Source organism: Serratia sp. Sp408 (genome assembly GCF_057180665.1).
This window is the reverse complement of record NZ_JBXUFT010000001.1, coordinates 2243847-2255793: the sequence shown is the minus strand read 5'-3', so window position 1 is coordinate 2255793 and position 11947 is coordinate 2243847. Positions and strand designations below refer to the sequence as shown.

Sequence of the window (11947 nt, the reverse complement as noted above, 5' to 3'; positions counted from 1 at the left end):
GTTTAATTATATCGAGTGCGATTACAATCGCTGGCGTCGTCACAGTGCCTGTGGCGGTCTTAGCCCGGAACAGTTTGAAAACCAAAACCTCGCTTAGGGCCGTGTCCACATTACGTGGGTAGGATCAGACATGGTGAGATGAAGGCGGCCGATATGCTCAATCATGTGCTGTTTCACGGGACATATCATCGCGGTGCTGTAGGTTGGCTACTTTCAGAAAGTGGTGTAACCCCGCCCAAAGACGTACTGACCGTTTTTCTAAGAGACCATAACCACAAGTAGATGGCTGACAGGGCTATGCAAATTTAAAAAGCTATTGACCCTTTTAACAAAACATCAGTACGTAAATGATTGTTCAGTAATGTCCGTTTTTTGCTCACAGCGGACCTTGTTTGACATTTTGTGATCGGCTTAGTGCGAGAAGCGGACATTGTTAACCTGGTTACCGGAACGTTATCTTTGGCGGCTGATACTGTCCTCAGGCAATAGTCAGCTCGTTCACGACCTCAGCGACGCTTTTGACGCGGCGGATGTTTCCGATCCCCGTGCCAAGCGCGATATAGCCTTCATCTGTATTGCCTTCGAGCATGCTGATACGCAGACCCCGTAAACCGCCCATTGCATTACCCAGCTCTTCATTGCTTGCGCCAGCTTTATCCATCGACACGAGCTTTTCGGCCAGTTTACCTGGGAGTGAGCGGTAGTAATCAGGCAGGGTACGGAAAAGCAGCAAATCCAGGCCGTTGGCCTCAATGATTTTATCTTTCACCGACTGTGGCACGCGGCTTTCTTCCGTGCCAATAAACACCGATCCGGCAAATACACCTTCTGCGCCCAGCGCATGGGCTGCACGGGCGGTGCGGTTGTCGGTAATACCGCCTGCGGCCATCACAGGAATGTTCTTCACGGCATCAGCAATCAATGGCACGATCGAAAAGGTTCCTAGCGCGGTTCCGGGTAACGTGCCACCCTCGTCAAAACCGGTTGCAACGACAATATCTGCACCGGCTTCTTCCGCGAGACGGGTGTTTTCAGGCGTCGGATTAATATCGCGGTAGATGATTGAAATGCCTGCCTCTTTTAAGTCTCTGAAGAGGTCAGGAATGACGGCACCCTCGCCGTAACCGGTATAAACTACGGCCCTGACGCCTTCTTCCTTGATTACCTGCAGGATAGGCGGCGTCCAGATATCATTCCCCGGAGTTGGGATAAGGTTTACCCCGAATGGTTTTTCCGTCAGCCGTTTAGTTTTACGGATTTCTTCACGCATCTTTTCGGCTGTTTCTTCCGGTGTTGATACAGCGGTTTCCGCCGTTAAGCCCGCGTTTGGACCGAGTACGCCCAGGCCACCAGCGTTACTTACGGCGGCAACCAGTCGTGCATCGGTGAGCCACGATAATGGCCCCTGAATAACGGGCTTTTCGATGCCCAGAATTTGGCAGATACGGTTGTTTTTCATGACGCGATCTCCTTCAGAAACGTTGTTCAGCCTGCCGGTTTCGGCGGCTGTGATAGGTAAATTGCTCTGGAGAAGATCCTAGCTTCATTATTGTTACGAAAAAGAACCTGATCTTTAAAACAGAATTACTAAGTTAGTAATAATGAGGATTTTAATGATCGCGCGCATTGTTCGCATCACTGAAAATAGTAAAGAGGCTGAATGCCCTGGTGGCTTATTGATGCTTCCGAATAACCCCCCCGTGGTAAACCTCTTTGATAAAAATTTTGTCTGCATCCAGTAAGGGTTGGATCAACGCCTTAACCGCAGAGATGCCCCGCAGGGAAAACGCTTCTTTAATCTCAACCGGCGAGATTAACGGATACAGGTTAATTAATCTCCGGACGCTATCTGTTGATATTTCCGGCTGCATTTCAGAGACTTCCCCGTCGGTCAACTTTATGATCGTGGAACGACATTGTTCGTACCCAATCACGCCGTTAACCAGCGCTCGTATATCTTCATATTCCAAAAGATAAGCAGGCAGCCCTCTCACACCCAGCGACTGCCGCAGGCTGAAGTCATCAGTCAGTGACGCCTGCGCGCTGCCGCCTTCATAGTGCTTAAGGAATTCGTTGACGCTGATGCCGGTGTCAGCCACTACCGCCAGTATTTCTTTCAGACGCGTTGTCGGCCTGCATTCAACCAGGGTGGCAAAGCGCAGGTTATATAAAAAGTGATCGGCTTTATTGCGATCCGCTAACTGAGCCGCCTTATAGGCCAGATTGAGCGGGATAGACGAGGTGTATTCCGTCGTAAAGAGCTGCAAATCCGTCATGTTTACAGGCATGCCGGTAATGCTTTCTTCGCTTTTGTATATCTCTGCCAGCTTCAGCCTTTATTTTTCAAGGGCATATTGCTTGCTCACCTTCAGGTCTTCAGGAACGACGAAATCATACCCACCCGGAACGCGTGCCAAAGGATTTTCCCTGAGAGTGGGTAGTACGTTCTGCACCAATAGCTTACGGAAGTCATCACGTTGCTGCCGGGCGTCAGCCAGAGAAACATCGGGATAAGCGCCAAAGGCATCGGAGCATCAAAAGCAAAAAGCCCGCTTAAGTTTCCTTAAGCGGGCTTCTCTAAATATGGCTCCTCTGACTGGACTCGAACCAGTGACATACGGATTAACAGTCCGCCGTTCTACCGACTGAACTACAGAGGAATCGTTTGAACGGGGCGCATGTTAGCGAGGGTGAGGGGGTTTGTCAAAGCCGAGATTAGGCAAAAAAGTGCGTTTGCTGATGCAATGTACAGTATGACGGGTTTTTCGCCATTGCTGGTGTGATTGGCAGGCAAAATGGCGTAGGAGGCGTCGTATCGGGGGGCGCGTCGGCGTGACCTACGGCATAGCGCTGGTGGCAGGTATGTTTAGCTCACCAGCAAGAAAAAATAATCATAATAAAAAGTGTGACGCATATCGCATTTCATAACGCAGTTGGATAAAATATCTCCATTGCTTCCCACCTGTTCTGGACCCATTTACCATGGAAGAGATTGCTGCTTCCCGCCGCACAGCCTGGCTGCGCGTCGTCGTGCTTGCCGTTTCCGCATTTATCTTTAATACCACCGAATTTATTCCGGTCGGTTTGCTCAGTGACATTGCCCAAAGCTTCGCCATGCAAACCGAACAGGTGGGACTGATTATTACCATTTACGCCTGGATAGTGGCCACGGCGTCGTTGATCTGCATGCTGCTGACCAGCAAGATTGAGCGTCGCAAGTTACTGATTGGCGTATTTATTCTGTTTATCGCCAGCCACGTGTTGACCGCCGTGGCCTGGGATTTCACCACGCTGGTGATTTCACGTGCCGGCGTAGCCTTGGCGCACTCGGTGTTTTGGGCAATTACCGCCTCTCTGGCGATTCGCGTGGCGCCGGCGGGTAAAAAAGCCCAGGCATTAAGCATGCTGGCTGGCGGCACCGCCCTGGCGATGGTGCTGGGGCTGCCGCTGGGCCGGGTGGTCGGGCAGTTGCTCGGTTGGCGTATGACCTTTATTGGCATCGCGGTGGCGGCCACCTTGGCGCTGGTGATGCTGTGGCGGCTGCTGCCGGAGCTGAAAAGTGAGCATTCCGGCTCACTGGCCAGCGTACCGATGCTGTTCAAGCGCCCGGCGCTGGTCAGCCTGTATATGCTGACCATTATCGTGGTGACGGCGCATTTCACCGCTTACAGCTACATCGAGCCTTTCATTCAGAACGTGGCCGGCCTGAGCGGCAACTTCACCACCTTGATGCTGCTGCTGTTCGGTGCGAGCGGTATTATCGGCAGCATGCTGTTCAGCCGTTATAGCGAGCGTTACCCGTCGGCTCTGTTTATCGGCGCGATTGGCCTGTTGACGCTGTGCCTGCTGTTGCTGTTGCCGGCGGCGGGCAGTCAGCTCAACCTCACGCTGCTTTGCGCCTTCTGGGGCATGGCGATCATGGCGATTGGCCTGTCGATGCAGGCCAAAGTGCTCAGCCTGGCGCCGGATGCGACCGATGTGGCGATGGCGATCTTCTCGGGATTGTACAATCTGGGGATCGGCGGCGGGGCGCTGCTGGGCAATCAGGTCAGTTTGCACCTCGGCATGCCGAATATCGGTCTGGTTGGTGCACCGCTGGCGCTGATCGCCCTGGGTTGGTGCGTGCTGAACTTCTACCGCAGCGAACGGCTGCAACATCACCGCGCGTAATCGGGCGCTGCGGCCGAGGGCGTCTGGCCCCCGGCCGCGTTGTGACTTAACGGAACGGTGGTTCGTTGAAGGTACGCAGTTTGCGTGAATGCAGGCGCTCGCCTTCGGCGCGCAGCAGGTCAATCGCGCGAATACCGATTTGCAGATGCTCTGAAATCGCCCCCTCATAAAAACGGTTCGCCTGTCCTGGCAGCTTGATCTCACCGTGCAGCGGTTTGTCCGATACGCACAACAACGTCCCGTACGGCACGCGGAAGCGGTAACCCTGTGCGGCGATGGTGGCGCTTTCCATATCCACCGCCACCGCCCGGCTGAGGTTAAATCGCAGCGCCGACGCCGAATAGCGCAGCTCCCAGTTGCGATCGTCGGTGGTGACCACGGTGCCGGTACGCAACCGCTGTTTGACCTCTTCCCCCGGCATACCACTGACCATTTTGGTCGCGTCGTACAGCGCACGCTGCACTTCGGCGATGCTCGGGATTGGGATATCCGGCGGCAACACCGCATCCAGCACGTGATCGTCACGCAGGTAGGCGTGCGCCAGCACGTAATCACCAATTGACTGGCTCTCGCGCAGGCCGCCGCAGTGGCCGATCATCAGCCAGGCATTCGGTCGCAGCACCGCCAGATGGTCGCAGATGGTTTTGGCGTTCGACGGCCCGACGCCGATGTTGACCAGCGTAATGCCCTGACCGTTGGCGCCGATCAAATGGTAGGCCGGCATCTGGTGGTTTTTCCACGCCAGGTCGGATACGGCCTGCTCGGGCGCCGAGGTTTCTGCGGTGATATAGGTGCCACCGGCACAGGACAGCGCCTGATACGGGCTGTCGGGATCGGCGATTTGTCGGCAGGCCCAGCTGACGAACTCGTCAACGTAGCGGGTATAATTGGTAAACAGCACAAACGGCTGGAAGTCTTCTACCGGCGTGCCGGTGTAATGGCGCAGACGCGCCAGCGAAAAGTCGACGCGCAGCGCATCAAAGTGCGACAACGGGAAGGTATCGGTGGCGTGGAATAAACCATCGGCGGTTTCATCGCCAATTTGCGACAGTTCGGTGGTGGGAAAATGCTGCGCCAACCCGGCGCTCATGGAACGATCCAGCGACAGGCTGGAGCCGTCAATCACATACGGGTAGGGGATCTCGAGCGTTGACGGCACCACCTCGATATTGGCGCCGTATTCGCCCTGCAGCAGAGACAGCTGATCGGCCAGATAATGGCGGAACAGCTGCGGTCGGGTTACGGAGGTGGTGTAGCAGCCCGGATGGGTAAAGCGCCCATAGGCGCGGGTTTTTTTCTCGCTGGGGGCAGTGCCATCCCAACTGACCCGCAGTTGCGGATAGACAAACAACCCTTCCGCGCGCGCTTTGACGTCAGGCAACCTGCCGTGTTCAATATAGGCGCCAATCGCCGTGCGTAGCGCATTTACCGCGTCGTCGTACATGGTTTCCAGTTGATCCAGTGCCTCGGAGGCCGTCAGTCTGGTGCCTGTTTCGCTGTTCGTCATAATGCCCCTTGTCGCTGGTAGTTTCTGGCTGAGACTCTGTTAGAAAAGTAGCATATTCTCAATATGTTACAACTGTATGCCGAGGGTCAGGCGCTTCTTTGCGTTCAGCCGGCAGGCGCCTGTGGCGTCGCTGGGTGAGCGGCAACGGTTTTGACATAGCTGATAAAGGCCTTGAGCGGCGCGGGAACCAGGCGGTGGCCGGGATAATAGAGATACGGGCCGGAAAACGCTGGCCACCAGGGCTCCAGCACCGGTTCAAGCTCGCCGCGTGACAAATACGGTCGCAGCCACTCTTCAAACAGCATGACTACCCCGGTGCCGGCCAGCGCGGCATCGATAGCCAGATCCGCTGCCCCGCCGAGACGCACGATCAGCGGTCCGTCGACATCTACTCGCACCCGCTGCTCGGCCTGGGCGAACTCCCAGGTGGCCAGCGTGCCGCTGGGGAAACGCCCGCGTATGCAGGCATGGTTGAGTAATTCATCCGGGTGTTGCGGCCGGCCGTGCCGATTGAGGTAGGCGCTGGAGGCGGCGGCGGCAAAACGTTGGCTGCGCGGGCCGATCGGCACCGCGATCATGTCCTGCTCCAGCCGTTCATCATACCGGATCCCGGCATCACAGCCTGCCGCCAGAATGTCAACGAAGCTCTCTTCGGTGACGATTTCCAACTGAATATCGGGATAGGCCGCAAGAAACGGTGACACCAGCGCGGGTAGCACCAGACGGGCGACGCTGACCGGCACGTTCAGTTTGAGGGTGCCGGCCGGCTTGTCGCGAAAGTGGTTGACCGAATCGAGTGCCGCGGCGACCTCGTTCAAGGCGGGCGTCAGCCGCTCAAGCAAGTCACGGCCGGCTTCGGTGGGCATTACGCTGCGCGTGGTGCGGTTCAGCAGCCGGACACCAAGCTGCGCTTCCAGCCGGCGTACCGCTTCGCTCAGCCCGGAGGCGCTGGTGCCGCTGCTCTTGGCACCTTCACGGAATCCACCGGCGCGCGCTACCGCGACAAACGCCCTTAAATCGTTCAGATCGCTCTTCATGATGATTGTTCGCCATTTTGCACAGCCCATGCGGATTGTGCCGGATTATCGTGCGGTCGAAAAGGGACTATCTTGTCAGCAGCGAATACAAAAAGGAGCGACAACATGTCTCAGATCGAAAAGTCAGGCAGTTACACCCTGGGGGATCGCCGCGTGCACCGCCTGGGATACGGCGCGATGCAGCTGGCCGGTCCGGGAGTATTTGGCCCACCGCGCGATCGTGCTGCGGCGCTGGCGGTGTTGCGCAGCGCCGTTGAGCAGGGGGTTAATCATATTGATACCAGTGATTTTTACGGCCCGCATATTACCAACCAGCTGATCCGCGAAGCGTTGGCGCCTTACCCCGACGATCTGACCATTGTCAGCAAAATCGGTGCGCGCCGTGGCGACGATGCCGCCTGGTTGCCGGCTTTTTCTGCCGAGGCGTTGACACAGGCGGTGCACGATAACCTGCGTAATCTGGGGCTGGAACAGCTTGAGGTGGTCAATCTGCGTATCATGTTTGACGCGCACGGCCCGGCGGAAGGATCGATCGAACAGCCGCTCAGCGTACTGGCGCAGTTGCAGCAGCAGGGGCTGGTACGCCATATCGGTTTAAGCAATGTGACACCCCGTCAGGTGGCAGAAGGGCGGCGGATTTGCCCGATCGTCTGCGTGCAGAATCAGTATAATCTGGCCTGCCGCGGTGATGATGCGCTGATCGATGATTTGGCCCGCGACGGCATCGCCTATGTACCGTTCTTTCCGCTGGGCGGCTTCAGCCCGCTGCAATCCTCGACGCTGTCTGAGCTGGCGCAGCAGTTGGCAGTGACGCCGATGCAGCTGGCGCTGGCCTGGCTGCTACAGCGTGCGCCGAATATCCTGTTGATCCCGGGGACATCTTCGCTCGGCCATTTGCACGAAAACCTGGCGGTCGCGCAGCTGTCTCTGTCGGATGAGACAATGAGCATGCTGAACGCTATCGGCGCCTGACGGGCCGGGCAGGCTAGATGCCGCTGAACCAGTTATAGCCCTGATCCTCCCAGTAGCCGCCGGGGTTGGTGTCGCTGACCACAATGGCGGCAATGTGTTTGGCGTTCTTGAAGCCCAGCTTGGTCGGCACCCGCAGCCGCAGCGGGTAACCGTATTCCGCCGGCAGCGCCTTGCCGGCGAAATCCAGCGCCAGAATGGTCTGTGGATGCAGCGCGGTGGCCATGTCGATGCTGGAATAGTAGCGGTCGGCGCACTTGAAACCAACGTAGCGCGCGTTGAGATCGGCCCCCACCTGTTGCAGAAAACTGCTCAGCGGCACGCCGCTCCATTGGCCGATGGCGCTCCAGCCTTCGATGCAGATCAGACGGGTGATCTGGCTGTGCTGCGGCAAACGCTGTAGCTGCGCCAGGGTCCACGGCGCCTTTTTCGCCACCTTGCCGGACACCTCCAGTTGAAAGCTGTCGAGATCCACCTCTGGCACGTTGTATTGCGGATAATAGGCGTTGAACGGGAACGGCTGGGTTATCTGATCCGGGCGATAGGTTTGCGCCAACCGCTGCCGGCTGAACAGCCAGCTCTGCACCCGATCGTTCCAGCGCGACATTGCCCACAGCACTTTATCCACCCGATCGCCGTCCTGCATATTGCAACCGGTCAACATCGCCACTCCGCCCAGCGTCAGACCGGAACGCAGCAGCAGGCGACGTTGCAGATCCACCAGGCGTTTTTTCTGATCCGGCTCCAGCGTTGGCGCGCGCGGGGTTTTATTCTTCACGTTGACCTCCAGTTAGCATTGCCCACAGCGTGCGCGGCACCAGGATCACCATCAGCAGGTGAATCACCACAAATAGCCCAATCGCCGCCATGGCGAAAAAGTGCAGGTAGCGCGCAATATCGAATCCACCGAACAGCGCCACCAGCCAGGACAACTGCACCGGTTTCCAGATGGCCAGACCGGAAAGCACCAGCAGCAGGCCGAGCAGCAGCACGCCCAGATACATCAGCTTCTGAATGCTGTTGTAATGGCCGTGTCGGTGTTGCAAACGTAGCGTCAGCGCCTGCCAGAGATCCTGCCGCAGCGTGGCAATGCGCAGCGGCAGCAGATCGTGGCGAAAATGGCCGCTGAACAGGCTCCACAGCAGATAGCACAGCCCGTTGAGCGCCAGCAGCCACATCACGGCCAGATGCCAGCCAATCGCGCCGCCCAGCCAGCCACCCAACGTGATCTGCGGCGGAAAGCGGAAGTCGAACAGCGGCGAGGCGTTGTAGATTTCCCAGCCGCTCATGAACATGCACACCATGGCGAACAGATTGACCCAGTGGGTTATCCTGATCGGCCAGCGGTGCGCCGGCCGCGGCGCGTTGGTTTTCATCGTCGGCTCCCGAGTTACATTGGCGGCACGGTGCCGTCTTTACCGGCGGAAATGCGCGTTGCCACGCGTTCACCCTTGGCGTCGGTAGCGGAAAACAGCACGATGTGCGCCCCTGGCTTCAGCAGACTGCGATCGCCCGGATCGAGCGTCACAATCGGCACGTCGTCCGGTACGATCACGGTTTTTTGCTGGTTGCCGTAATTCACCGTCAGGGTGCGGCCATTGGCATTAACCAGTTTGCCCACCGTACCGTTGGTCATGGTATCTACCTTGCCGTCGGCCGATTCCCACGGCGAATGGCCTTCACCGGTGCCGCGCAGGCTGGCGGCGAAGACATGCACTTCCAGCGCCTTCAGCGTGCCGTCGGCCTGGGGTACCGCGGCGGTGCCGATAAAGCTGTCGGGCTTGATATCCTCTGCGGTGCCTTTCGCAACGCTGAATACCTGGGTTTTATCGTTGAGTTTGACCTCGATCTTGCTGCCTTTACGATCGGTGAGCTGCAACTGGGTGTCACTCACCTGATCGATGGTGCCGCGCAGTGGCGCGATGGCTTTGCCTGGCGTTGACGCGGCGGCGATGCCGCTGCACATCATCAGGCTGGACAGCAGTAAACCGGCAATACGGTGACGAGTAAGCATAAATTTCTCCTGTAGTAGGTTGCCGGTTAAGCATGGTCGAGCAATAGGGACAGCACCATGTCGATTTGATGACATTAATGTCATCAAGTTTGTCAGCCGAAGCTGCTAGTATTCCCGTGGGTGTAATGAGGTAATGAGCATGCGAATACTGGTGGTTGAAGACGATACCAGCACCGGAGATTATCTGAAAAAAGGGCTGGAAGAGGCTGGCTACCGCGTCGATCTGGCGCGTAACGGCACCGATGGGCTGTTCCGGGCGCTGGAGCACGGCTATGATGCCATCGTGCTCGACGTGATGCTGCCAGGGCTGGACGGCTGGCAGATTATCGAGGTGCTGCGCAAGAAAAGCGACGTGCCGATCCTGTTTCTCACCGCGCGCGACGGGGTGCAAGACCGCATTCACGGCCTGGAGCTGGGGGCCGATGACTATCTGATCAAACCGTTTTCCTTTACCGAACTGGTGCTGCGCCTGCGCACCTTGCTACGTCGCGGTACGGTGCGCGAAGCCGATCATTATGCGATTGCCGATCTGCACATTGATGTGCTGCGCCGTAAAGTGGTGCGGCAGGAACAAACCATTACGCTGACCAACAAGGAATTTATGCTGCTGCACCTGCTGGTGCGGCGCGAGGGCGAGGTGCTGTCTCGCACCATGATTGCCTCGCAGGTGTGGGACATGAACTTTGACAGCGATACCAACGTGGTGGACGTGGCAATCAAACGGCTGCGCGCCAAAATCGATCGGCCGTTTGCGGTCAAACTTATCCATACCGTGCGCGGTATCGGCTACGTGTGCGAGCCACGCGCATGAGCCGGCTGGCGGCGCGCTGGCGCTCACTGTCGCTGACGTTGCGCAGCGCGATGCTGTTTGCCCTGGCGGCGGCGTTGGTGGTCAGCGCTGCGGGCAGTTATCTGTACGGCGCGATGCGTCAGGAAATGGTGTACCGCAGCGACGTGCAGATCATCGGTCGGGTCGAATATTTCCGGCATTTGCTCAGCCAACGTTTTCCGCTTGAACGGCTGACCGCCAATACCGGACTGTTCGAGAACATGCTGGGCAACGAACAGGACGTGCTGATCTTCCGGCTACAGGGGCAAAAAGCGTTAATCAACGTCAATCCGGCCAGGCTGAATTTGCCGGCGTTAACCCCCACGCCGCCCGGACAGCCGCAGTCGCGCAGCGCGGTACAGGCCGGCGAAACCCCGCAGCGAGTGCCGCTGCGGGTGGTTTCAGCGCTGGTGAAGCTGGAAGACGGCGCGCTGTTGCAAATAACCGCCGCCCACGTTATGGCCAATGAACAGAAGATGCTGGCACGTTACCTGTGGCGTATTGTCGCGGCGGTGGTCGCCGCATTTCTGTCGATTGCCCTGTTGGGTTACTGGGTGATGCGTCGCGAACTGCGGCCGTTGTGGCGTATGGCAACCCAGGCGGCGGCGATTTCGCCACAGACGTTGTCGACCCGGCTCAGTGAGCAGGGCGCGCCACAGGAACTGCAACAGCTGATCCGCTCTTTCAATGCCATGCTTGACCGGCTGAACGCGGGTTATCAGCGTCTGACACAGTTTTCTGCCGATCTGGCGCATGAAATCCGCACCCCAATCGGCGCGTTGATGGGCCAGTGTCAGGTGGCGTTGTACCAGCCGCGCAGTAGCGACGAGTACGAAACCCTGCTGTCGACCAATATGGAAGAGCTGGAGCGCATCTCGCGGATGGTGGAAAACATCCTGTTTCTGGCGCGTGCCAGCGAAGCGCAATCGGTGCTCAACTACCGCCAACTGGACGTGGCGCGGGAACTGCACCGGGTCGCCGATTATTTCGAAGGGCTGGCGGAGGAGCGCGGCATGACGCTGGTGTGTGACGGCACGGGGCAGGTGCAGGCCGACGCGATGCTGTTCCAGCGGGCGCTGAGCAATCTGGTGGCCAATGCGGTGCGTTACGGCGATCGACATAGTCAAATCGTGCTGCGCGCCGAAATGCAAGCTGGGGCGTTGGCGGTGCGGGTGATCAACCAGGGGCCGCCGATTGCCGCCGAGCATCTGGAAAAGCTGTTCGATCGCTTTTATCGCGCCGATGCCGCGCGCAGCAGCCAGGCCAGCGGATTGGGGCTGTCGATCGTGCGCGCCATCATGACGCTGCACGGCGGTGAAGCTCAGGCGGCGTGTTACCCCGCCCCCCCTGCCGCGCAGATTGTCTTCAGCCTGATCTTCCCGCGCTAAACGCCGTCGACCTGCCCCGGCGGCATAAAAAAC

At 58.0% G+C, this 11947-nt stretch carries 12 protein-coding genes, 1 tRNA gene and 1 pseudogene; 6 read left to right on the top strand and 8 right to left on the bottom strand.

The features are described 5' to 3' along the window. Both AC2AXP_RS10770 and AC2AXP_RS10765 read left to right on the top strand, forming a co-directional pair. Positions 1-97, top strand: a 97-nt coding sequence (locus tag AC2AXP_RS10770; RefSeq protein WP_071890408.1) for an IS3 family transposase, incomplete at its 5' end; no start/stop codon positions are given. A gap of 35 nt (positions 98-132) precedes the next feature. Continuing rightward, positions 133-282: pseudogene (locus AC2AXP_RS10765) on the top strand (DinB family protein); the annotation flags it as partial. A 196-nt stretch (positions 283-478) separates the two neighbouring features. Here the strand turns inward: AC2AXP_RS10765 and AC2AXP_RS10760 are convergent. The 3 genes from AC2AXP_RS10760 to AC2AXP_RS10750 form a co-directional block, all read right to left on the bottom strand. Next, complete coding sequence (locus AC2AXP_RS10760; protein WP_484381639.1) at positions 479-1459, bottom strand: NAD(P)H-dependent flavin oxidoreductase; 981 nt, start codon at positions 1457-1459, stop codon at positions 479-481. Between the two features lie 214 nt (positions 1460-1673). Further along, positions 1674-2297 (bottom strand): DsbA family protein, encoded by a 624-nt coding sequence (locus AC2AXP_RS10755; RefSeq protein ID WP_484381647.1) that lies wholly within the window; start codon positions 2295-2297, stop codon positions 1674-1676. A 287-nt stretch (positions 2298-2584) separates the two neighbouring features. Beyond that, positions 2585-2660 (bottom strand) — tRNA-Asn (locus AC2AXP_RS10750). 322 nt (positions 2661-2982) lie between these two features. Between AC2AXP_RS10750 and AC2AXP_RS10745 the strand changes: the two genes are divergently transcribed. Continuing rightward, positions 2983-4170: a sugar transporter gene (locus AC2AXP_RS10745; RefSeq protein WP_004960924.1), complete on the top strand. Its 1188-nt coding sequence runs from the start codon at positions 2983-2985 to the stop codon at positions 4168-4170. 46 nt (positions 4171-4216) lie between these two features. Here AC2AXP_RS10745 and AC2AXP_RS10740 read toward each other — a convergent pair whose 3' ends face one another. Together AC2AXP_RS10740 and AC2AXP_RS10735 are read right to left on the bottom strand one after the other, a co-directional pair. Further along, entirely contained in the window at positions 4217-5677 is a 1461-nt protein-coding gene (locus AC2AXP_RS10740) for an AMP nucleosidase (RefSeq protein WP_004960927.1), read from the bottom strand. A gap of 104 nt (positions 5678-5781) precedes the next feature. Next, positions 5782-6714 carry a LysR family transcriptional regulator gene (locus AC2AXP_RS10735; protein WP_484381638.1) on the bottom strand — a complete coding sequence of 311 codons (933 nt, stop codon included), beginning with the start codon at positions 6712-6714 and terminating at the stop codon, positions 5782-5784. 105 nt (positions 6715-6819) lie between these two features. Between AC2AXP_RS10735 and AC2AXP_RS10730 the strand changes: the two genes are divergently transcribed. Continuing rightward, entirely contained in the window at positions 6820-7686 is an 867-nt protein-coding gene (locus AC2AXP_RS10730; RefSeq protein WP_004960931.1) for an aldo/keto reductase family oxidoreductase, read from the top strand. A gap of 13 nt (positions 7687-7699) precedes the next feature. Here AC2AXP_RS10730 and AC2AXP_RS10725 read toward each other — a convergent pair whose 3' ends face one another. Genes AC2AXP_RS10725 through AC2AXP_RS10715 form a run of 3 tightly spaced genes read right to left on the bottom strand, consistent with a single transcriptional unit; the run spans position 7700 to position 9697 of the window. Further along, a complete protein-coding gene (locus AC2AXP_RS10725) occupies positions 7700-8461 on the bottom strand; it encodes a molybdopterin-dependent oxidoreductase (RefSeq protein WP_004960933.1) in 762 nt (253 codons plus the stop codon). Then, positions 8451-9059: a cytochrome b/b6 domain-containing protein gene (locus AC2AXP_RS10720; RefSeq protein WP_004960934.1), complete on the bottom strand. Its 609-nt coding sequence runs from the start codon at positions 9057-9059 to the stop codon at positions 8451-8453. Before AC2AXP_RS10720 ends, AC2AXP_RS10725 begins: the two co-directional genes overlap by 11 nt. Before the next feature lie 14 nt (positions 9060-9073). Beyond that, entirely contained in the window at positions 9074-9697 is a 624-nt protein-coding gene (locus tag AC2AXP_RS10715; protein WP_198774013.1) for a hypothetical protein, read from the bottom strand. Between the two features lie 139 nt (positions 9698-9836). Between AC2AXP_RS10715 and AC2AXP_RS10710 the strand changes: the two genes are divergently transcribed. Next, on the top strand, positions 9837-10508 hold the full coding sequence (locus tag AC2AXP_RS10710; RefSeq protein ID WP_039991912.1) for a heavy metal response regulator transcription factor: 672 nt from the start codon (positions 9837-9839) through the stop codon (positions 10506-10508). After that, positions 10505-11914, top strand: a complete 1410-nt coding sequence (locus tag AC2AXP_RS10705; protein WP_484381637.1) for a heavy metal sensor histidine kinase — start codon at positions 10505-10507, stop codon at positions 11912-11914. Before AC2AXP_RS10710 ends, AC2AXP_RS10705 begins: the two co-directional genes overlap by 4 nt. The last annotated feature ends 33 nt before the right edge of the window (positions 11915-11947 follow it).